The organism is Pseudomonas sivasensis (assembly GCF_052938085.1).
Genome location: NZ_CP176442.1, coordinates 5,814,509 through 5,835,773, shown reverse-complemented (window position 1 = coordinate 5,835,773; position 21,265 = coordinate 5,814,509). Strand labels below are relative to the sequence as shown.

Genomic DNA, 21,265 nt, shown 5'->3' with positions numbered 1-21,265 from the left:
TAGGGAATATCGACCATGCAATGGATTTTCATGCTGATTGGCCTGGTTGTCGGCTGGACGCTCGATGAGTCGTTCTATGACGCAGGCATCGGCGCACTGCTGGGGTTGGGCATTGGCCAGGCGATTGGCCTGTCGAAGCTTGCGGCCCAGGTGCGACAGCAGGCGCGTCAGTTGGAAACCTCGCAGAAGTCGGTGATCGCCCTCGGCGAGCGGCTGCGGCAATTGGAAGTGCCCGCGCCGGCCAGCCCCGCGGTGGTCGAACCCTCCATCCCTGAACCGACACCCATCGCCAAGGCCCCCGAACTGGTTTGGGAGCTGCCGGGCGAATTGGCGCCCGTCGCCATGATCGCCGAACCAAGCCCTGCATTGCCCGAAGACGCCTGGAAGCCTGCTCCGGCTCCGCGCCCTCATGAAGAACCTGCTATCCCCCGTGGCCCCAACCTGTTCGAACGTGCCCTCGCTGGTGCACGCAATTGGCTGTTTGGTGGCAACACCGTCCTGCGCGTCGGCGTGGTGCTGTTGTTTCTCGGCCTGGCGTTCCTGCTGCGTTATGCCACCGAAGGCATGGTGGTGCCGATCGAGTTGCGTTACGCCGGTGTGGCTGCTGCCGCCGTCGGCCTGCTGGGCCTGGGCTGGTGGCTGAGACTGCGCAACAGCAACTACGGCTTGATGCTGCAAGGCACCGGGATTGCGGTGCTGTACTTGACGGTGTTTGCCGCGATGCGCCTGCATCCGTTGATCGACCCGAGCGCGGCGCTGGGCCTGCTGGTTGCGGTCACGGTGTTCTCGGCGATCCTGGCGGTCACCCAGGACGCATTGGGCCTGGCCTGCGCGGCAGCACTCGGCGGTTTTGCGGCACCGATCCTTACGTCCACCGGCGCCGGTAACCATGTTGCGCTGTTCAGTTATTTTGCCCTGCTCAACGCCGGTATTCTCGCCATCGCCTGGTTCAAGGCCTGGCGCTTGCTCAACCTGATCGGGTTCGTCGGTACCTTCGGCATCGGCTTCGCCTGGGGAATGCGTTCCTACACGCCGGAATTGCTGTGGAGCACCGAGCCATTCCTGATCCTGTTCTTCCTAATGTATCTGGCCATCGGCCTGTTGTTCGCCCGACGCAAATTGCTGGAGCTGGGCGACGCGCCCGAAGGCCGCGATGCGTTGTTGCGCTGGTCGGCTGCCAAGGGTGATTACGTTGACGGCGGCATGCTGTTCGGCCCGCCGCTGGTGGGCTTTGGCTTGCAGTTCGCATTGGTACAGCATCTGGAATTCGCCGCGGCGTTCAGTGCGTTGGGCCTGGGCATTATCTACATGGGCCTGGCGCGGTTACTCAGTGGCGGACGCGCGTTGCTGCTGGCGGAAACGTGCCTGGCCCTGGGCGTGATCTTTGCCAGCCTGGCGATTCCTCTGGGCCTTGATGCACGTTGGACGGCTGCGGCGTGGGCGGTGGAAGGCGCCGGGATCTTCTGGCTCGGTTTGCGCCAGCAGCGACCGTTGGCGCGTGCGTTCGGCTTGTTGCTGCAATTGGGCTCAGCGCTGGCCTTCCTCAGCGAACTGCGCATTGGCGAACACAGCCTGCTCGACGGTGCGCCGCTGGGTGCGTTGTTGCTCGGCGCCGCGTTGCTGTTCAGCTTCGATCAGTTGCGCAAGGCATCGGCGCAGCACACGGCAGAGTGGGAGCGCAAAGGGCTGCCGGTCCTGGCGTCTCTGGGCTTGAGCTTTTTGTACCTGCTGGCGCCCTTGCTGTTGCTGACCCAAGGTACCGCCATCAGTTGGGCCATCGCCGGTCTGGCGACCCTGTTTATCGGCCTGCGCATTGGCTCGCGCACGTTCCTGTTCACTGCGTTCGCGGTGCAATTGCTGGGTGGCGCGTTATTCCTGGTGCGCTTGCAGGGCGGGGAGGGCGCGGCGGTATTCAATGCGGGATGGAGTGGTTTGCTCACGGCCTCCCTGATCGGCCTGGCCTTGATTGGCGGCATGCTGCTGGCGGCACGCGACGACATGGTGCGCAGCGATGTGCGGCTGTTACGTGGGTTGTCGGTGGTGCTGCTCGCCGGTCTGGTGTTGATCAATCTGGCGGTGCTGTTTGTGCTGCCATGGGAAAGCGCCAGCGGCGTATGGGCTGCCAGTGGGTTGTTGATCATCTGGCTGAGCTTGTACCTGCAACAACGCGTCAGTTTTGTATTTGGGTTGCTGCTGCAACTGGTCGGCGGTGGTTCGTTCCTGCTGGCGGTGCCGCAACTGCTCGGGCCGTTGACCGGCGAAGGCCTGCGTCCGCTGGCGCACAGTGGTTTCTGGACGCCGATGGTGTTGGGCCTGGCCGCCTTGATCGGCGCCTGGCGCTTGCAACGTGAGCCCCATGCGCCGGTGTTTGCGGTGCTGAAGCTGCAACGCTTGTCCGACCTTTTGCTGGTGTGGGGTGCGGCGTGGTGGACATTGGCGCTGGGCGGCGAAGTGTTGCGCTTTGTTCCGCAAGCGTTGCTTGGTTCTTTCCTGCTGGGGCTTGCCGCAGCGAGCGTGGCGATCTGGGCGTTGCTCGCGGCGCGACTGCGCTGGGCATCCCTGGGTGTGCTGTGCACCTTGCTGATGCCGGCGGCGGGCGTGGCGTTGCTGGTGTCTGCCCACAGCTACTATCACCCGGCGGCGCAGTACGGATGGCTGGCCTGGTTGGCGGTGTTTGTGGTGCATTTCATCTCGCTGCGCCGCTTGGCGCCGGTGGTTCCGGCCAGGATGCTGAGTATTGCCCATGTCCTAGGCTGCTGGATGCTGATCGGCGTGCTGGCACTGGAATTGCGCTATGGACTGTTGCGCCTGTCGGCTGAATACAACGCCTGGCGCTGGTTGGGCTGGGCCATCCTGCCAAGCCTGTACCTGGTGCTGGCCGCCGCACCGCGCACCTGGCCGTGGCCAGTGTCGGCGTACCCAAGGGAGTACCGAGTCCTGGCCGCGCTGCCATTGGCTGTGCTGATTCTCGGCTGGTTCTGGCTGGCGAATACCTTCAGCGATGGCACCGCCAATCCGTTGCCTTACGTGCCTCTGCTCAACCCTCTGGAACTGGGCCTGCTCTTCGCGCTGCTGGGTGTTTACCTGTGGTCCCGAAGCGTGGCGCCACAACGCGGGCCGCGTGCCGAATTGGCCGCACAAGGGATCGCGGGTCTCTCGCTGTTTGCGTTCTTCACGGCACTGGTCATGCGCACCGCGCACCACTGGGGCGGCGTGCCGTTCCATCTGGATGCGTTGCTGGAGTCGATGCTGGTGCAAGCCGGCCTGTCGATTGTGTGGACTCTGATCGCCCTCGGCCTGATGATCGGCGGCCACCTGCGCCATCGTCGCGAAGTGTGGTTGATCGGCGCCGCGTTGATTGCGGTGGTGGTGGCCAAACTGTTCTTTGTCGAACTGAGTAACCGTGGCGGCCTGGCGCGGATCGTGTCGTTTATCGGCGTGGGCGGGCTGTTGCTGGTGGTGGGTTATTTCGCACCGCTGCCACCTAAGCGGGCCGAACCTGTGATGGAAACTGAAGGAGCATCCTCTTGATCGGTAAGTTGAGCGTGGCCATGGTGGGCATGTGTGCGGCGCTGGCGGCGTCGGCCCAGGAAGCCCCGGCTGATTTCACCCACCATGTGCCGCTGAGTGTGAGCGGCAATGGCCCCTGGTATCGCCTTGAATTGCCGTTGGCTGTGCAACTCAACGCGCGCCAGGCGGACCTCAGTGACGTTCGCGTGTTTAACGCCGCCGGTGAGCCCCAGGCCTATGCGCTGTCGCGACAATCTTCCCAGCGCACCGAAAGTCGCAACGTCGCTGATGTGAAGTGGTTCCCGCTGTACGCCGCCGACACTCAGGAAAGCCTGCCCGGTGTGGTGATGAAAACCACCACCGAAGGCACCCTGGTGGAAATCAAACCGTCTTCTGCCGCCAAGCCCGGTAAGCAGGTATTGCGCGGCTGGGTGCTGGACGCCAGCGCGATCAAGGCACCGTTGCAGCAACTGAGCCTGGACTGGAGCCGTGAGCAAGAGGGCTTCCAGCGTTTCAGCATTGAAGCCAGTGATGACTTGCAGCGTTGGGAGCCTTGGGGCGAGGGGCAGGTGGCACGCTTGTCGTTCGCCGACGAACGGGTCGAACAGCATGACGTCAGCCTGCCAGGACGCTCAGCGCGCTACCTGCGTCTGGTATGGAAGGGGCAGGCGGCGCCGCTGCTGACCTCGGCCAAGCTGGTGAGTGCTACGCGCAGCAGTCTGCCAATGCCGTTGGTGTGGTCGCAGCCATTGGCGGGAACGCGACTCAAGGCTGGGGAGTACAGCTGGCAGTTGCCGACTGGGCTGAGTGTCGAGCGTTTGCGCATTGAGTTGAAGCAGCCCAACACGCTGGCACCGGTGACATTGGCGGGACGCAGCGATGCCAAACAACTGTGGCAGCCATTGAACAATGGCTTGCTGTACCGCCTGACGCAAAACGGCCAGGACGTGGTGCAGGATGAGTTGCAGTTGCCGGGTCAGGTCGTGACCGAACTCAAGTTGCAGGTGGACGAGCGCGGTGGCGGTTTGGGCGCCGATGCGCCGGCGCTGCGCTTTGCGGTGCGCGCTACCCAGTTGGTGTTCCTGGCGCGGGGTGAGCCGCCGTTCAGCCTGGCGTTGGGCAATGCGTCGGTGAAAGCCGCAAGCCTGCCACTGTCGACCCTGATCCCCGATTACAGTGCCGAGCGCCTCAATACGCTGGGACAGGCCAAGGTTGTCGGGGACGTTGCGGTCGCGTCGCCGGTGGTCGTAGCCGCTGTGGAGGGCGGGCCGAACTGGAAAAAACTCGGGCTCTGGGCCGTCTTGCTGCTCGGCGTGGCGGCACTGGGCGCCATGGCCTACAGTTTGCTGCGCAAGCCACCGGCGGCGCGTTAAATAAAGTCCATGAACTCTATTGGGTTTAAATCCTCTGATAGGAGGAAATACGCCCCGACTCGCGTTAAACTGCGCGGGTTTTCAAGCCCCCCATTCTCCGGAGCCTTACATGTCCCGCGTTACCTTGAGTCGCTATTTGATTGAGCAGACCCGCAGCAACAACACGCCTGCCGATCTGCGCTTCCTTATCGAAGTGGTCGCGCGTGCTTGCAAGGAAATCAGCCATGCCGTGTCCAAAGGCGCACTGGGTGGTGTCCTGGGCAGCATGGGCACTGAAAACGTGCAGGGAGAAGTACAGAAGAAGCTCGACGTAATCTCCAACGAGATCCTGCTTGAAGCCAACGAATGGGGCGGTCACCTGGCCGGCATGGCGTCCGAAGAAATGGACAATGCCTACCAGATCCCGGGTAAATACCCGAAAGGTGCCTACCTGCTGGTGTTCGACCCACTGGACGGTTCGTCCAACATCGACATCAACGCACCGGTCGGCACTATCTTTTCCGTGCTGCGCTGCCCGAACGAATACCTGAGCCAGAACGAAGCCCTGAACGAAAAGGCTTTCCTGCAGCCAGGCACCGAGCAGGTCGCTGCCGGTTACGCGATCTACGGCCCACAGACCATGCTGGTGCTGACCCTGGGTGACGGCGTTAAAGGTTTCACCCTGGACCGCGAAATGGGCAGCTTCGTACTGACCCACGAAGACATCACCATTCCTGCGTCCACCCAGGAATTCGCGATCAATATGTCCAACCAGCGTCACTGGGAAGAACCGGTTACCCGCTACGTGGGCGAGTTGATGGCCGGTGAAGAAGGCCCGCTGAAGAAAAACTTCAACATGCGTTGGGTCGCGGCGATGGTAGCTGACGTGCACCGCATCCTGACCCGTGGTGGCTTGTTCATGTACCCACGTGACAGCCGCGAGCCATCCAAGCCGGGCAAACTGCGCCTGATGTATGAAGCCAACCCGATGTCGTTCCTGGTTGAACAAGCGGGCGGCGCGTCCACTGACGGCCACCAGCGCATCCTCGACATCCAGCCGGAAGGCCTGCACCAGCGTGTAGCGGTGTTCCTGGGTTCGAAGGAAGAAGTTGAGCGCGTGACGGCCTATCACAAGAAGTAAGCTGCGGCGATAAGTGATCGGCGTTGTTGTGAGCCGGTTCACCCTTAAAGAAGCCCCGAAACGTTTCAGCGTTTTCGGGGCTTTTTTGTTTTTACTCGTCGGGAACCAGACACCTGTTTTCCCTTCTAAGCTTCTGGCAGATACCCACGCTGCCTTGTCCCTCCAGGAGTTATTCCATGTCGTTACGCCGTCTCGCTTTGCTGGCTTTTTGCGTGCTGTTGGCCGCTTGCAGCAAGATCAACCAGGAAAATTACGCGAAGTTGTCGGCCGGCATGCCGAAGGCCGAGGTGGAGTCGTTGTTGGGTAAGCCGACCGATTGTTCCGGCGCACTGGGCATGTCCAGCTGCACGTGGGGCGATAAAACCAGCTTTATCAGCGTTCAATATGCCGGTGACAAAGTTCTCATGTTTTCCGGGCAAGGCCTGAAGTAAACCGGGGCGAGAGCCTGCGGGAGAAGAAGAATGATGCGTTTTGTTTTGTTCCTTTGTGCCAGCCTGTTTTTGGCGGGCTGTGCCAGCCATTCTGGCGATGATCTGCAACCCAAGACTGCCGGCAGCGTCAACCTCAAGCGTTACCAGGGCACCTGGTATGAGTTGGCCCGATTGCCGATGTACTTTCAGCGCAACTGCGCGCAGTCCGAAGCACGCTACACCTTGTTGCCCGATGGCGACATGTCGGTGTTTAACCGCTGCCTGACCACCGAATGGAAGTGGGAAGAAGCCAAGGGCACCGCCACCCCGCAAGTGCCTGGCAAGACTGACAAGCTCTGGGTGGAATTCAACAACTGGTTCACGTCACTGCTGCCGGGCGTCGCCAAGGGCGATTACTGGGTGCTGTACGTCAGCGATGACTACAAGACCGCCATCGTCGGCAGCCCGAGCCGGCGCTATATGTGGATCCTGTCGCGCACGCCAACGGTCAGTGCCGATACTCGCGAAGACCTGCTGAGCAGGGCGCGACAGCAGGGGTATGACACCACGCGGTTGATCTTCCGGACATCGGATAAGCAGATGGCCAAGACTTCGCAATAACCTGAGAGCCCCTCAATCCAATGTGGGAGGGGGCTTGCCCGCGATAGCGGTGTGTCAGTATCTGATTTGCTGGCTGACACTCTGCAATCGGGGGCAAGCCCCTCCCACATGTTTTAACCGAGTAAGTCCCTTAGCACCTGCGTAAATGCCCGGCTGCTTTCTTCTTCGCCTGCATGACGCCCTTCGCGCACCACCCATTTCCCGTTGACCAGCACATCACGCACCTGGCGATCACCGCCGGCAAACAGCCAGCGATTGAGAATGCCATCCTCTGTTGCTGTCGCCAGGTAAGGGTCATTACCGTCCAGCACGATCCAATCCGCACGCTTGCCCACTTCCAGTCGACCAATTGGCTGCCCCAGTGCCTGTGCGCCACCGCCCAGCGCAGCATCGAACAGCGTACGGCCAACCATCGGTTGGTCACTGCGATACAAGCGGTTGCGCCGTTGATCGCGCAGGCGCTGGCCGTATTCCAGCCAGCGCAATTCCTCCACTACGCTCAATGACACATGGCTGTCGGAACCGATGCCCATGCGCCCGCCCTGGGCGAGAAAATCCACTGCCGGGAAAATCCCGTCGCCCAGGTTGGCTTCGGTGGTCAGGCACAATCCGGCAATCGCCCGGCTCGCTGCCATGCGCGTCACTTCTTCCGGGTTGGCGTGAGTCGCGTGCACCAGGCACCAGCGTTCATCCACCTCGACATTGTCATACAGCCATTGCAACGGACGCTTGCCGCTCCAGGCCAGGCAGTCGTCGACTTCTTTTTGTTGTTCGGCAATATGGATATGGATCGGGCACGTCTTGTCGCTGGCGGCCAGGACTTCATTGATTTGTTGTGGCGTAACAGCGCGCAGGGAGTGGAAGCACAAGCCCAGTTGCTGCGCCGGTTGCGCCGCGAGGATCGGTTTGAGGCGCGCCTGCAGGTCCAGGTAGTTTTCGGTGCTGTTGATAAACCGTCGCTGGCCTTCGTTCGGCGCCTGCCCGCCAAAACCCGAGTGGGTGTAGAGCACGGGCACCAAGGTCAGGCCAATACCGCTGCTGGCGGCCGCGTGGCTGATCTGCCGCGACAGTTCCGTACGGTCGGCGTACGGCTGGCCGCTGACATCATGATGCACGTAGTGAAATTCGGCCACCGAGGTGTAACCGGCCTTGAGCATCTCGATGTACAGCTGGCGCGCGATCACCTGCAGTTGTTCCGGACTGATCTTGCCGACCATGCGGTACATCATCTCGCGCCAGGTCCAGAAGCTGTCATTCGGGTTGCCGGCGACTTCGGCCAAACCCGCCATGGCGCGTTGGAATGCGTGGGAGTGCAGGTTGGGCATGCCAGCCAAAACTGGGCCTTTGAGCCGCTCGGCGCCGTCTGCACTGGCATTGGCCGCAATCTGTGCCAGCAGGCCATCGGCGCTGACTTCAAGACGTACATCGTTGGCCCATCCATTAGGCAGCAGTGCGCGTTCGGCAAAAAAAGCGGACATGTTCAGAGCACTCCGGTCGTGTGTTTATTTGTATATACATATACAGACGTTTGCCTGCTCGGTAAACTCCGGCAATCTATGCATCTTTTCCCCCTGCAAGGATTCCCTGTGCCGACTCCGCCCGCCAAGTCTTCACTGGCTGCCCACATGGACGAAAGTCCGGCGCCCTTGTATGCCCGCGTCAAACAGATGATCAGCCAGCAGATCCTCAACGGCAACTGGCCACCCCATTACCGCGTGCCGTCGGAGAGTGAACTGGTCAGCCAGCTGGGCTTCAGCCGAATGACGATCAATCGCGCCCTGCGCGAACTCACCGCCGAAGGGTTGCTGGTTCGCATGCAAGGCGTCGGTACTTTTGTGGCCGAGCCCAAAAGCCAATCGGCGCTGTTTGAAGTGCACAACATTGCCGATGAGATCGCTTCCCGCGGTCATCGGCATACCTGCCAGGTCATCACCCTGGGCGAAGAGGCCGCCGGTTCCGAACGTGCCGTCGCCCTGGAAATGCGCGAAGGCGGGCGGGTGTTCCACTCACTGATCGTGCATTACGAAAACGATATTCCCGTGCAAATCGAAGACCGTTTCGTCAACGCCCTGGTCGCGCCGGAATACCTGCAGCAGGATTTCACCCAACAAACGCCCTATGCCTATCTCAACCAGGTTGCGCCGCTGACGGAAGGCGAGCACGTCGTGGAAGCGATCCTCGCCGACGCCGACGAGTGCAAGCTGCTGCAAATCGAGCCCTCCGAACCGTGCCTGTTGATTCGCCGACGCACCTGGTCCGGACGCCAGCCGGTGACCGCCGCGCGGTTGATCCACCCTGGTTCCCGTCACAGCCTCGAAGGACGCTTCAGTAAATGAGTTTGAAAGTCTGGCGCGCCGCCGATTACGTCCGCATGCCGTGGAAAAACGGCGGTGGCAGTACCGAAGAAATCTCCCGTGATGCCGGCGATGGCCTGGATGGCTTTGGCTGGCGCTTGTCGATTGCCGATATCGCCGAGTCGGGCGGCTTTTCCACCTTCGCCGGTTACCAGCGTGTGATCACGGTAATCAAGGGCGCAGGCATGGTGCTGACCGTGGATGGCGAGGAGCAGCGCGGACTGTTACCGCTGCAACCGTTCGCGTTCAAGGGTGACAGTCAGGTGTCGTGCCGATTGATCACTGGGCCGATTCGCGATTTCAACCTGATTTATTCGCCCGAGCGCTACCACGCGCGGTTGCAGTGGATGGATGGTGTGCAGCGGTTTTTCAGTACGGCGCAGACGGTGCTGGTGTTCAGCGTGGCGGATGAAGTGAAGGTGCTGGACCAGGTACTGGGCCATCACGATTGCCTGCAAGTGGACGGTAACGCTGGCTTGCTGGACATCTCTATCACTGGCCGTAGCTGCATCATCGAACTGACTCAGCGCGGTTAAAAAATGTGGGAGGGGGCTTGCCCCCGATTGCGGTGTGTCAGTACCAGATGGGCTGACTGATCCACCGCTATCGGGGGCAAGCCCCCTCCCACATTTGTTTCTCACTGTTGTTGGGATCTGTTTCCAACCCTCGCACCATTTTGTTACCGAACGCCCCAGCGTGGCGCAAAACCATGCTGTCGTGACAAACCGCCCTCGCTAGAAAACCCCTTTGTAAGAAATTTCATCATCTCTCTAAGCCTTAATTTCCAAGGCTCACACACCCTTTCCAAAAAAATCCAAACACCTCACTTAGAAAGTTGGCCGCTTGATTGCATATGCTTGTACATACAAGTAAAGATGTGTGCGTAAGACTCTCCTTCGCACCATCCATGTTCGCGCATCGATCGCCGAGGAGTCCTAGCAGTGACCAAGCCTACAAAATACCGTGACGTCGAAATCCGCGCCGCCCGCGGTAACAAGCTCACCGCCAAAAGCTGGCTGACTGAAGCACCGCTGCGCATGCTGATGAATAACCTCGACCCGCAAGTGGCCGAGAACCCGAAAGAGTTGGTGGTGTACGGCGGCATTGGTCGCGCCGCACGTAATTGGGAGTGCTACGACCAGATCGTCGAGAGCCTCACCAATCTGAACGACGACGAAACCCTGCTGGTGCAATCCGGCAAACCGGTCGGCGTGTTCAAGACCCATAGCAACGCCCCGCGCGTGTTGATCGCCAACTCTAATCTGGTTCCGCACTGGGCCAGTTGGGAACACTTCAACGAACTGGATGCCAAGGGCCTGGCTATGTACGGCCAGATGACTGCCGGCAGCTGGATCTACATCGGCAGCCAGGGCATCGTCCAAGGCACCTACGAAACCTTCGTTGAAGCCGGTCGCCAGCATTACGACAGCAATTTGAAAGGCCGTTGGGTCCTCACCGCCGGCCTCGGCGGCATGGGCGGCGCACAGCCGCTGGCCGCGACATTGGCCGGCGCGTGCTCGCTGAACATCGAGTGCCAGCAGGTCAGCATCGATTTCCGCCTGGCCAGCCGTTATGTCGATGAGCAAGCCACCGACCTCGACGACGCTTTGGCCCGTATCGCCAAATACACGAAAGAAGGCAAAGCCATTTCCATCGCGCTGCTGGGTAACGCGGCCGAGATCCTGCCGGAACTGGTCAAGCGCGGCGTGCGCCCGGACATGGTCACCGACCAGACCAGTGCCCATGACCCGCTCAATGGCTACCTGCCCGCCGGCTGGACCTGGGACGAATACCGCGCCCGCGCCAAGACCGAGCCGGCTGCCGTGATCAAGGCCGCCAAGCAGTCCATGGCAGTCCACGTCAAAGCCATGCTGGAATTCCAGAAGCAAGGCATCCCGACCTTCGACTACGGCAACAACATCCGCCAAATGGCACAGGAAGAAGGCGTGGAAAACGCTTTCGACTTCCCAGGTTTCGTTCCGGCGTACATCCGCCCACTGTTCTGCCGTGGCATCGGCCCGTTCCGTTGGGCTGCGCTCTCGGGCGACCCGCAAGATATCTACAAGACCGACGCCAAAGTCAAAGAGCTGATCCCCGACGACGCCCACCTGCATAACTGGTTGGACATGGCTCGCGAACGCATCAGCTTCCAGGGCCTGCCAGCGCGTATCTGCTGGGTCGGTCTGGGCCAGCGCGCCAAGCTCGGCCTGGCATTCAACGAAATGGTGCGCAGCGGCGAGCTGTCGGCGCCGGTGGTGATTGGTCGTGACCACCTCGACTCCGGCTCGGTAGCAAGCCCGAACCGCGAAACAGAATCCATGCAGGACGGTTCCGACGCCGTATCTGACTGGCCGCTGCTCAATGCCTTGCTCAACACCGCCAGCGGTGCGACGTGGGTCTCGCTGCACCACGGTGGCGGCGTCGGCATGGGCTTCTCCCAGCACTCCGGCATGGTGATCGTCTGCGACGGCACCGACGAAGCGGCCGAGCGGATTGCCCGTGTGCTGCACAACGACCCAGCGACAGGGGTGATGCGTCACGCCGATGCGGGTTACCAGATCGCGATCGATTGCGCCAAAGAGCAGGGTCTCAATCTTCCAATGATCAAGTAACCCATGTGGGGCGGGGCTTGCTCCCGATGGCGGTGTATCAGCCAATAGGTCTGGTGACTGACCCACTGCTATCGGGAGCAAGCCCCCTCCCACAGTTGAGCGGCTGCGACCCCCAAAACAATCCATCAGAGGTTGAACACCCATGGCTGCAAATGACGCGCGTGCAAGCACCACCCCGTTGATCGAGAAACGTTCGATCGACTACATCCCGGAAGCGGAAAGACACGGTCGTCTATTGAGCCAGTTCACCCTGTGGCTGGGTGCCAACCTGCAAATTACGGCCATTGTCACCGGAGCCTTGGCCGTGGTGCTGGGCGGTGATGTGTTCTGGTCGTTGATCGGTCTGTTGATCGGTCAACTGATCGGCGGCGGCGTCATGGCGTTGCATGCGGCGCAAGGGCCCAAGCTCGGCTTGCCGCAGATGATCTCCAGCCGCGTGCAGTTCGGCGTATATGGCGCGGCCATTCCGATCGTCTTGGTGTGCCTGATGTACCTAGGCTTTACCGCGACCGGTACGGTGCTTTCCGGCCAGGCGCTGGGCCAGTTGTTTGGTGTCAGCAGCAGCGTCGGTATCCTGATCTTCGCCAGCGTCATCGTGCTGGTCACGGTGCTTGGTTATCGGGTGATCCACTTCATAGGGCGCGTTGCCAGCGTCATTGGTGTGATTGCCTTCGTTTACCTGTTCAGTCGCCTGATGGGCCAGGCTGACATTGGCGCATTGCTGCAAATCCGCCATTTCAGCTGGAGCAGTTTCTTGCTCGCGGTGTCCCTCGCCGCCTCCTGGCAGATCGCGTTTGGGCCGTATGTGGCGGACTACTCGCGCTACTTGCCGAGCAGCACGTCGTCGGTGAAAACCTTTCTCGCTGCGGGCGCCGGTTCAGTGATTGGCGCACAAGTGGCGATGATTCTCGGCGTGTTCGCCGCCGCCATGGCCAACGGGCAATTCGCCGGTCATGAAGTGGCCTACATCGTTGGTTTGAGTGGTACGGGCGCCACCGCTGCGCTGCTGTATTTCAGCATCGCATTCGGCAAGGTCACCATCTCCACACTGAACTCCTACGGCAGCTTCATGTGCATCGCGACCATCATCAGCGGCTTTCGTGGTCGCCTGGAGGTGACGCGTCTGCAGCGTCTGGTGTTCGTGCTGCTTATCGTCGGTACGGCGACCCTGATCGCATTGCTCGGCCAGCATTCGTTCCTCGGTGCGTTCAAGTCTTTCATTCTGTTCTTGCTGGCGTTCTTCACGCCCTGGAGCGCGATCAACCTAGTTGACTACTACTTCATCACCCGCGAGCGCTATGACGTGCCGGCGCTGGCCGATCCTAACGGGCGGTACGGTCGTTGGAACCCTCTGGGTATCAGCGTCTATGTCTTCGGGGTGTTGGTGCAGATGCCGTTCATCGCTACCAAGTTCTACACCGGTCCGCTGGTGAGCGCGCTTGGGGGTGTGGATATCTCCTGGATTATCGGCCTGGTGCTGCCCGCTGCTCTGTATTACCTGTGTGCGAAAAAATGGCACGGCAGCGTGCCCGATCAACTGATTCTGCCGGTCGAGCAGGACAGTGTTGTACCCACTAAAAAAAGCGGGGCCAGTCGCGCTGCGGCGCGGGCCTGACAGGACGTGGACAAGGCAGGACGCCTTTTGACTGCCGTAATCCATTTCATGATTGGGAGCGTCACACAATGAAAATGCATAAGACCCTGCTGACCACGTTGTTCTCTGCAGGCTTGCTGGCCAGCGCTGGCGCCCAGGCGGCCGGTTGGTGCGAGTCCGGTAAACCGGTGAAATTCGCCGGGCTGAACTGGGAAAGCGGCATGTTGCTCACCGACATCCTGCAAACCGTGCTGGAAAAAGGCTACGACTGCAAAACCGACAGCCTGCCGGGCAACTCCATCACCATGGAAAACGCCCTGAGCAGTAACGACATTCAAGTGTTCGCCGAAGAATGGGTCGGCCGCAGCGAAGTCTGGAACAAGGCTGAGAAGGCCGGCAAAGTCGTCGGCGTTGGTGCGCCAGTGGTGGGCGCAATCGAAGGCTGGTACGTGCCGCGCTACGTGATCGAAGGCGACGCCAAGCGCAAGCTGGAAGCCAAGGCGCCGGACCTGAAAACCATCGCCGACCTGGCCAAGTACGCCTCGGTGTTCAAGGACCAGGAAGAACCATCCAAGGGCCGCTTCTACAACTGCCCGGCCGGCTGGACCTGCGAGCTGGACAACAGCGAAATGCTGAAAAGCTACGGCCTGGAAAGCACCTACACCAACTTCCGTCCAGGCACCGGCCCGGCGCTGGATGCGGCGGTGCTGTCGAGCTACAAGCGTGGCGAGCCGATCCTGTTCTACTACTGGTCGCCGACGCCGCTGATGGGTCAGGTCGACCTGGTCAAGCTTGAAGAAAAACCTGGTGTGGATAAAACCGTGACCATCAAGGTCGGCCTGTCCAAGACCTTCCACGAACAAGCCCCTGAATTGGTGGCCGTGCTGGAAAAGGTCAACCTGCCCATCGACCTGCTGAACCAGAACCTGGGACGCATGGCCAAGGAGCGCATTGAGTCGCCGAAACTGGCGAAGATCTTCCTCAAGGAACATCCTGAAGTCTGGCACGCCTGGGTGAGCGAAGACGCAGCCAAGAAAATCGACGCGGCCTTGTAGGTCAAGTGTGCACGGCTACCCTGAGGGGTGGCCGGGCGCCTGGCCACAACCCATTGGATCGAGAGCACGCTATGTTTCCTGAGAGTTTTACGTTTTCCATTGCCGACTGGGTTAACGGTTGGGTGGATTCACTGGTCACCAACTACGGCGATGTGTTCCGGCAGATCTCCGACACGCTGTTGTGGGCCATCGTCAACCTGGAAGGCCTGCTGCGCGCCGCCCCTTGGTGGCTGATGCTGGCCATCGTCGGCGGCGTGGCCTGGCACGCTACCCGCAAAGTAGTCACTACGGCGGTGATCGTCGGTTTGCTGTTCCTGGTAGGCGCGGTTGGCCTGTGGGACAAGCTGATGCAGACCCTGGCCTTGATGATGGTTGCCACGGTGATTTCGGTGTTGATCGGCATTCCGTTGGGCATCCTCTCGGCGCGCAGTAATCGCCTGCGTTCGGTGCTGATGCCGCTGCTCGACATCATGCAAACCATGCCCAGCTTCGTGTACCTGATCCCGGTGCTGATGCTGTTCGGCCTCGGCAAGGTGCCGGCGATTTTTGCCACGGTGATCTATGCCGCGCCGCCGCTGATTCGCCTCACCGATTTGGGCATCCGCCAAGTGGATGGCGAAGTTATGGAGGCCATCAACGCCTTCGGTGCCAACCGATGGCAGCAACTGTTTGGCGTGCAACTGCCGTTGGCGCTGCCGAGCATCATGGCCGGCATCAACCAGACCACCATGATGGCGTTGTCGATGGTGGTGATCGCCTCGATGATCGGCGCCCGTGGCTTGGGTGAAGACGTGCTCGTCGGCATCCAGACCCTCAACGTTGGCCGTGGCCTTGAAGCCGGGCTGGCGATCGTGATTCTTGCAGTGGTCATCGACCGCATTACCCAGGCCTATGGCCGCCCACGGCATGAGGCGAGCAAATGACGACTGTGAGCAAAATCGAAGTCAGAAACGTCTTCAAGATCTTTGGCGCGCGTTCCAAGGAAGCGCTGGCGATGATTGGGCAGGGCAAGACCAAGGACCAAGTGTTGGCCGAGACCGGTTGCGTGGTCGGCGTCAACGACCTGTCCCTGAGCATTGGCACCGGTGAGATCTTCGTGATCATGGGCCTGTCGGGTTCCGGTAAATCCACACTGGTGCGTCACTTCAATCGCCTGATCGACCCCACCAGCGGCGCGATCCTCGTGGACGGCGAAGACATCCTGCAACTGGACATGGACGCCCTGCGACAATTCCGTCGGCACAAGATCAGCATGGTGTTCCAGAGCTTCGGCCTGCTGCCCCACAAGAGCGTGCTCGACAACGTCGCTTACGGCCTCAAGGTGCGTGGCGAAACTAAGCAGGTGTGCGCCGAACGCGCGCTGCACTGGATCGAAACCGTGGGCCTCAAAGGCTACGAAAACAAATACCCGCACCAGCTCTCCGGCGGCATGCGCCAGCGCGTCGGCCTGGCCCGTGCGTTGGCTGCCGACACGGACATCATCCTGATGGACGAAGCCTTCAGCGCCCTCGACCCACTGATTCGCGCCGAGATGCAGGACCAATTGCTGGAGCTGCAAAAGACCCTGCACAAGACCATCGTCTTCATCACCCACGACCTCGACGAGGCCGTGCGCATTGGTAACCGCATTGCGATCCTCAAGGACGGCAAGTTGATCCAGGTCGGCACGCCTCGGGAGATCCTCCATTCACCGGCGGATGAGTACGTGGACCGGTTTGTTCAGCGGCGGGCGGCGGTGGTCTGATCCAGATTCTGTGGTGAGGCTGCTGGCCCTATCGGGAGCAAGCTCCCTCCCACCTTTGAAGATGTTCACCGTTCAACATGTGGGAGGGGGCTTGCCCCCGATGAGGCCGGCAAAGCGGTAGAGAATATGAAGAGGTCAACAATGCCCCAGGCAACAAAAATCACCATCGCCGACACCCCTCTGCGCTGGCAGGACGTGGTCGCCGTGGCCCGCCACGGCGCGGTGCTGGAACTCTCGGGCCAAGCCTGGGCCCGCATCGACAATGCCCAAGCCATCGTGCAGCGCATCGTCACCAGCGGCGAACGCGCGTATGGCGTGAACACCGGCCTGGGCGCGCTGTGCAACGTGTCGCTTGCGGGCGAGCAACTCAGCCAGCTGTCGCGCAATACCCTGTTGAGTCACGCCTGTGGCGTCGGCCCGGTACTGAGCGATGAGCAGACCCGGGCGATTATCTGCGCCGCGGTCATCAATTACAGTCACGGAAAATCCGGCCTGCATCCGCAGGTCGTACGTTCGTTGCTGGCGCTGCTTAACCACGGCATCACGCCACAGGTGCCGTCCCAAGGTTCGGTGGGTTACCTGACTCACATGGCCCACGTCGGTGTCGCTTTGTTGGGTGTCGGTACGGTGAGTTATCGCGGCCAGATCGTGACGGCGCAGGAAGCCTTGCAGGCAGAAGGTTTGCAGCCCGTGGTACTCGGCGCCAAAGACGGCCTGTGCCTGGTCAACGGCACGCCGTGCATGACCGGTTTGAGCTGCCTGGCCTTGGCCGACGCCCATCACTTGCTGCAGTGGGCCGACGTGATCGGCGCCATGAGTTTCGAAGCCCAGCGTGGCCAGATCGACGCCTTTGATGAAGAAATCATCGCCCTCAAGCCGCACCCCGGCATGCAGCACGTTGGCGTCAACCTGCGTGCCTTGCTCGACGGCAGTGAAGTGATCGCCAGCAGCAAAGGCCTCCGCACACAGGACGCCCTGAGCATCCGCTCGATCCCGCAGATCCACGGCGCGGCGCGCGACCAGGTGGAGCACGCCACCCGCCAGATCGAGACTGAACTCAACAGCGCCACTGACAACCCGTTGGTGCTTGGCACGCCGGACGAGTACCGCGTAGTGTCCCAGGCCAATCCGCACGGCCAGTCCGTCGCCCTGGCCGCCGATATGCTCGCCATCGCCATGGCCGAAATCGGCTCAGTTGCCGAACGCCGCCTGGACCGTTTGATCAACCCGCACGTCAGTGGCTTGCCGGCGTTCCTGGTGAGCAACCCAGGGGTCAACTCCGGAATGATGATCGTGCAATACGTCGCTGCATCACTGTGCGGGCAAAACCGCCAGCTCGCGCAACCAGCGGTGCTCGATAATTTCGTCACCTCGGGGCTGCAGGAAGACCACTTGAGCATGGGCACCAATGCCGCGCTGAAGCTGCATCAACTGCTGGCCAACGTCACCCAGATTCTTGCCATCGAGTACTTGCTGGCGGCCCAGGCCTTTGAATTTTTGAAGGCCCAGCGTTTCGGCGCGGGTACCGACCGCGCTTGGCGATTGTTACGTGAAGTGGTCCCCGCATACGAGCAGGACCGCTGGCTGGCGCCGGACATTGCAGCTGCCGCCAAGCTGCTCAAAGACACCGCATTACCCGATGTGCACTGAACCCTTATTCAACAGAAATATTCGAAAGAACAATTCACAAGGAGTATGAATGTGACTGCGTTAAATCTGATTCCAGGCCAACTGAGCCTTGCCCAACTGCGGGCCATCTACCAGCAGCCGGTGACCCTCAGTCTGGATGACAGCGCTTCAGCCCAGATCGAAGCCAGCGTTGCCTGCGTGGAGCAGATTCTCGCTGAGAACCGCACCGCCTACGGCATCAACACCGGTTTCGGCCTGCTGGCCTCGACCCGTATCGCCAGCGAAGACCTGGAAAACCTCCAGCGTTCCCTGGTGCTGTCCCATGCCGCCGGCGTCGGTGAGCCGATCAGCGATGCGCTGGTGCGGCTGGTCATGGTGCTCAAGGTCAATAGCCTGAGCCGTGGGTTCTCCGGGATTCGTCGGCAAGTGATCGACGCGCTGATCGCGCTGATCAACGCCGAGGTTTACCCGCATATTCCGTTGAAAGGCTCGGTCGGTGCGTCCGGTGACTTGGCGCCGCTGGCCCATATGTCCCTGGTGCTGCTGGGCGAAGGCAAGGCGCGCTATAAAGGTGAATGGCTGGAAGCGACTGAAGCGCTGAAAGTCGCCGGCCTCACGCCGCTGACCCTCGCGGCTAAAGAAGGCCTGGCGTTGCTCAACGGTACCCAGGTGTCCACCGCTTATGCCCTGCGCGGCCTGTTCGAAGGCGAAGACCTGTTCGCTGGCGCCCTGGCCTGTGGCGGCCTTACCGTCGAAGCAGTGCTGGGCTCGCGCTCGCCGTTCGACGCGCGTATTCATGCCGCACGCGGCCAGCGTGGGCAAATCGATTCGGCTGCCGCTTACCGCGACCTGCTCGGCGAAAGCAGCGAGGTCTCCCAGTCGCACCAGAACTGCGACAAAGTGCAAGACCCGTACTCCCTGCGCTGCCAGCCTCAGGTCATGGGCGCGTGCCTGACCCAGTTTCGCCAGGCCGCTGAAGTGCTGGTGGTCGAAGCCAACGCCGTATCGGATAACCCGCTGGTGTTCGCCGCCGAAGGCGATGTGATTTCCGGCGGTAACTTCCACGCCGAACCAGTGGCTATGGCCGCTGACAACATGGCGCTGGCCATCGCCGAAATCGGTTCCCTCAGTGAGCGTCGTATCTCGTTGATGATGGACAAACACATGTCGCAATTGCCGCCGTTCCTGGTGGGCAATGGCGGGGTGAACTCCGGTTTCATGATCGCTCAGGTGACCGCCGCCGCGCTCGCCAGCGAGAACAAGGCGCTGGCCCATCCCCATAGTGTCGACAGCATTCCGACTTCAGCCAACCAGGAAGACCATGTGTCGATGGCACCTGCTGCCGGCAAGCGCCTGTGGGAAATGGCCGAGAACACCCGTGGCATCCTCGCCGTGGAATGGCTGGCCGCGTGCCAGGGCCTGGACTTGCGCGAAGGCCTGAAAACCTCGCCGAAACTGGAAAAAGCCCGTGGCGTCCTACGCGCCAAAGTGGGGTTCTACGACAAGGATCGCTTCTTCGCCCCGGACATCATCGCCGCGAGCGAACTGCTCGCCAGCCGCTGCCTGAATGACCTGGTGCCGGCGAAGTTGCTGCCGAGCCTGTAAGCGACACTCGCTCTCTGTAGTGAGCGAGCTTGCCCCGCGCTGGGCTGCGTAGCAGCCCCTCCTGCAGTCACCGCATTTCTCCAAGTGAAATGCGGTAGCCGGATTTGGGGTTGCTTCGCACCCCCGCGCGGGGCAAGCCCGCTCACCACAAAAAAAGCAGTTGTCATGAGCGCGGCTTTTAATTTTCTCAGGATAAAAATAATTAAGGACGAGAAATGCACCAGCAAGAAAAGGGTTTGAAACGTGGCCTAAGTGCCCGACATATTCGCTTCATGGCACTGGGGTCGGCCATCGGCACCGGGCTGTTCTACGGCTCCGCCTCGGCTATCCAGATGGCCGGCCCTGCCGTGCTGCTGGCCTACCTGATCGGCGGCGCCGCGGTTTTCATGGTGATGCGCGCCCTCGGTGAAATGGCCGTGCACAACCCGGTGTCCGGTTCCTTCGGCCAGTACGCCAGCACCTATCTGGGGCCCATGGCCGGGTTTACTCTCGGCTGGACCTACGCGTTTGAAATGATCATCGTCTGCCTCGCCGACGTCACCGCGTTCGGCATCTATATGGGCTTCTGGTTTCCCGACGTCGCGCGCTGGGTCTGGGTGCTCGGCATTGTGTTTCTGATCGGCGGCCTGAACCTGTGCAACGTCAAAGTCTTTGGCGAGATGGAGTTCTGGCTGTCGCTGCTCAAGGTCGGCGCGATTGTCGCGATGATCCTCGGCGGCTTCGGCATCATGCTGTTCGGTATCCATTCGGCGGGCGAGACCCAGGCCAGCGGCCTGAGCAACCTGTGGGCCCACGGCGGCTTTATGCCTAACGGTGTTGGCGGCCTGATCGCCTCGTTCGCGGTGGTGATGTTCGCCTTCGGCGGTATCGAAATCATCGGCATCACCGCTGGCGAAGCCAAAGACCCGCAGCGCGTAATTCCCAAGGCGATCAACGCCGTGCCGCTGCGCATCCTATTGTTCTACGTGCTGACCCTGTTTGTGCTGATGGCTATCTACCCGTGGCCCCAGATCGGAAGCCAGGGCAGCCCGTTCGTGCAGATATTCAGTAACCTCGGCATAGGCTCGGCGGCGACCATTCTCAATATTGTGGTGATCTCGGCGGCAGTCTCGGCGATCAACAGCGACATCTTCGGTGCGGGGCGCATGATGTACGGCCTCGCTCAACAAGGGCAGGCGCCCAAGGGTTTTGCCCAGTTGTCCAAACAGGGCGTGCCATGGATGACCGTGGTGGTGATGGGCGCAGCGCTGCTCGGCGGCGTGCTGCTCAACTACCTGATCCCGGAGAACGTGTTCCTGGTGATTGCCTCGATTGCCACCTTCGCCACCGTGTGGGTATGGCTGATGATTCTGTTCACCCAGGTCGCCATGCGTCGCTCGATGACTAAAGAACAGGTCGCTGAGCTGAAATTCCCGGTGCCGTTCTGGCCCTATGCGCCGGCGGCGGCCATCGTATTCATGCTGTTTGTGTTTGGTGTGCTGGGTTACTTCCCGGACACCCAGGCGGCCTTGCTGGTCGGCGCCGTGTGGATCGTGCTGTTGGTCGTTGCCTACCTGCTGTGGGTCAAACCCGCCGCCGGGCAAACGGCCAACGTCCAATACGACCCGGCTGTGTCTCATCGATAACTTAGGGAGGCGT

16 protein-coding genes are annotated in these 21,265 nt (G+C 61.0%); 15 read left to right on the top strand and 1 reads right to left on the bottom strand.

Features of this window, described 5'->3' with window-relative positions; genetic code table 11:
* Nucleotides 1-15: 15 nt before the first annotated feature.
* The 5 genes from ACKZ62_RS26860 to ACKZ62_RS26840 all read left to right on the top strand — a co-directional run bounded on the left by ACKZ62_RS26860 (nucleotide 16) and on the right by ACKZ62_RS26840 (nucleotide 7,034).
* Complete coding sequence (locus ACKZ62_RS26860) at nucleotides 16-3,531, top strand: DUF2339 domain-containing protein (protein WP_447096070.1); 3,516 nt, start codon at nucleotides 16-18, stop codon at nucleotides 3,529-3,531.
* Nucleotides 3,531-4,883, top strand: a complete 1,353-nt coding sequence (locus ACKZ62_RS26855) for a DUF3999 domain-containing protein (protein ID WP_447096982.1) — start codon at nucleotides 3,531-3,533, stop codon at nucleotides 4,881-4,883. Before ACKZ62_RS26860 ends, ACKZ62_RS26855 begins: the two co-directional genes overlap by 1 nt.
* 109 nt (nucleotides 4,884-4,992) lie before the next feature.
* Nucleotides 4,993-6,003: a class 1 fructose-bisphosphatase gene (locus ACKZ62_RS26850; protein WP_003237460.1), complete on the top strand. Its 1,011-nt coding sequence runs from the start codon at nucleotides 4,993-4,995 to the stop codon at nucleotides 6,001-6,003.
* Between the two features lie 176 nt (nucleotides 6,004-6,179).
* Nucleotides 6,180-6,434: a lipoprotein gene (locus tag ACKZ62_RS26845; RefSeq protein WP_032890159.1), complete on the top strand. Its 255-nt coding sequence runs from the start codon at nucleotides 6,180-6,182 to the stop codon at nucleotides 6,432-6,434.
* 30 nt (nucleotides 6,435-6,464) lie between these two features.
* On the top strand, nucleotides 6,465-7,034 hold the full coding sequence (locus ACKZ62_RS26840) for a lipocalin family protein (protein WP_032890161.1): 570 nt from the start codon (nucleotides 6,465-6,467) through the stop codon (nucleotides 7,032-7,034).
* Nucleotides 7,035-7,147: 113 nt separating this feature from the next.
* On the opposite strand, the gene ACKZ62_RS26835 is transcribed toward ACKZ62_RS26840, so the two are convergent.
* On the bottom strand, nucleotides 7,148-8,512 hold the full coding sequence (locus tag ACKZ62_RS26835; RefSeq protein WP_447096069.1) for a formimidoylglutamate deiminase: 1,365 nt from the start codon (nucleotides 8,510-8,512) through the stop codon (nucleotides 7,148-7,150).
* Between the two features lie 147 nt (nucleotides 8,513-8,659).
* Between ACKZ62_RS26835 and hutC the strand changes: the two genes are divergently transcribed.
* From hutC to ACKZ62_RS26785, 10 genes are all read left to right on the top strand, one after another.
* Nucleotides 8,660-9,370 carry a histidine utilization transcriptional repressor HutC gene (gene hutC, locus ACKZ62_RS26830; protein WP_442117835.1) on the top strand — a complete coding sequence of 237 codons (711 nt, stop codon included), beginning with the start codon at nucleotides 8,660-8,662 and terminating at the stop codon, nucleotides 9,368-9,370.
* A complete protein-coding gene (locus tag ACKZ62_RS26825) occupies nucleotides 9,367-9,924 on the top strand; it encodes a HutD/Ves family protein (protein WP_032890165.1) in 558 nt (185 codons plus the stop codon). Before hutC ends, ACKZ62_RS26825 begins: the two co-directional genes overlap by 4 nt.
* Before the next feature lie 405 nt (nucleotides 9,925-10,329).
* The gene (gene hutU, locus ACKZ62_RS26820) at nucleotides 10,330-12,000 is read left to right on the top strand and encodes a urocanate hydratase (protein WP_032890167.1); all 1,671 of its coding nucleotides are present in this window, start codon (nucleotides 10,330-10,332) and stop codon (nucleotides 11,998-12,000) included.
* Nucleotides 12,001-12,142: 142 nt separating this feature from the next.
* Nucleotides 12,143-13,615 carry a purine-cytosine permease family protein gene (locus ACKZ62_RS26815; protein WP_032890170.1) on the top strand — a complete coding sequence of 491 codons (1,473 nt, stop codon included), beginning with the start codon at nucleotides 12,143-12,145 and terminating at the stop codon, nucleotides 13,613-13,615.
* A 68-nt stretch (nucleotides 13,616-13,683) separates the two neighbouring features.
* The gene (locus tag ACKZ62_RS26810; RefSeq protein WP_032890172.1) at nucleotides 13,684-14,649 is read left to right on the top strand and encodes an ABC transporter substrate-binding protein; all 966 of its coding nucleotides are present in this window, start codon (nucleotides 13,684-13,686) and stop codon (nucleotides 14,647-14,649) included.
* Between the two features lie 71 nt (nucleotides 14,650-14,720).
* The gene (locus tag ACKZ62_RS26805; protein ID WP_032890174.1) at nucleotides 14,721-15,572 is read left to right on the top strand and encodes an ABC transporter permease; all 852 of its coding nucleotides are present in this window, start codon (nucleotides 14,721-14,723) and stop codon (nucleotides 15,570-15,572) included.
* A complete protein-coding gene (locus tag ACKZ62_RS26800; RefSeq protein ID WP_050442867.1) occupies nucleotides 15,569-16,393 on the top strand; it encodes a quaternary amine ABC transporter ATP-binding protein in 825 nt (274 codons plus the stop codon). The genes ACKZ62_RS26805 and ACKZ62_RS26800 overlap by 4 nt, the downstream gene beginning before the upstream one ends.
* A gap of 141 nt (nucleotides 16,394-16,534) precedes the next feature.
* A complete protein-coding gene (hutH, locus tag ACKZ62_RS26795) occupies nucleotides 16,535-18,043 on the top strand; it encodes a histidine ammonia-lyase (protein ID WP_447096068.1) in 1,509 nt (502 codons plus the stop codon).
* Between the two features lie 45 nt (nucleotides 18,044-18,088).
* Nucleotides 18,089-19,627, top strand: coding sequence for a histidine ammonia-lyase (gene hutH / locus ACKZ62_RS26790; RefSeq protein ID WP_122756619.1), 1,539 nt, complete (start codon nucleotides 18,089-18,091; stop codon nucleotides 19,625-19,627).
* Between the two features lie 215 nt (nucleotides 19,628-19,842).
* Entirely contained in the window at nucleotides 19,843-21,252 is a 1,410-nt protein-coding gene (locus ACKZ62_RS26785; RefSeq protein WP_447096067.1) for an L-histidine transporter HutT, read from the top strand.
* Nucleotides 21,253-21,265 lie beyond the last annotated feature (13 nt).

Coding starts and splice junctions, on each gene's coding strand:
- ACKZ62_RS26810 (WP_032890172.1), top strand. CDS start 13,684: ATGAAAATGCATAAGACCCTGCTGACCACGTTGTTCTCTGCAGGCTTG.
- hutC (WP_442117835.1), top strand. CDS start 8,660: ATGGACGAAAGTCCGGCGCCCTTGTATGCCCGCGTCAAACAGATGATC.
- ACKZ62_RS26825 (WP_032890165.1), top strand. CDS start 9,367: ATGAGTTTGAAAGTCTGGCGCGCCGCCGATTACGTCCGCATGCCGTGG.
- ACKZ62_RS26805 (WP_032890174.1), top strand. CDS start 14,721: ATGTTTCCTGAGAGTTTTACGTTTTCCATTGCCGACTGGGTTAACGGT.
- ACKZ62_RS26815 (WP_032890170.1), top strand. CDS start 12,143: ATGGCTGCAAATGACGCGCGTGCAAGCACCACCCCGTTGATCGAGAAA.
- ACKZ62_RS26860 (WP_447096070.1), top strand. CDS start 16: ATGCAATGGATTTTCATGCTGATTGGCCTGGTTGTCGGCTGGACGCTC.
- hutH (WP_447096068.1), top strand. CDS start 16,535: ATGCCCCAGGCAACAAAAATCACCATCGCCGACACCCCTCTGCGCTGG.
- ACKZ62_RS26800 (WP_050442867.1), top strand. CDS start 15,569: ATGACGACTGTGAGCAAAATCGAAGTCAGAAACGTCTTCAAGATCTTT.
- ACKZ62_RS26835 (WP_447096069.1), bottom strand. CDS start 8,512: ATGTCCGCTTTTTTTGCCGAACGCGCACTGCTGCCTAATGGATGGGCC.
- ACKZ62_RS26785 (WP_447096067.1), top strand. CDS start 19,843: ATGCACCAGCAAGAAAAGGGTTTGAAACGTGGCCTAAGTGCCCGACAT.
- ACKZ62_RS26840 (WP_032890161.1), top strand. CDS start 6,465: ATGATGCGTTTTGTTTTGTTCCTTTGTGCCAGCCTGTTTTTGGCGGGC.
- ACKZ62_RS26850 (WP_003237460.1), top strand. CDS start 4,993: ATGTCCCGCGTTACCTTGAGTCGCTATTTGATTGAGCAGACCCGCAGC.
- hutH (WP_122756619.1), top strand. CDS start 18,089: ATGAATGTGACTGCGTTAAATCTGATTCCAGGCCAACTGAGCCTTGCC.
- ACKZ62_RS26845 (WP_032890159.1), top strand. CDS start 6,180: ATGTCGTTACGCCGTCTCGCTTTGCTGGCTTTTTGCGTGCTGTTGGCC.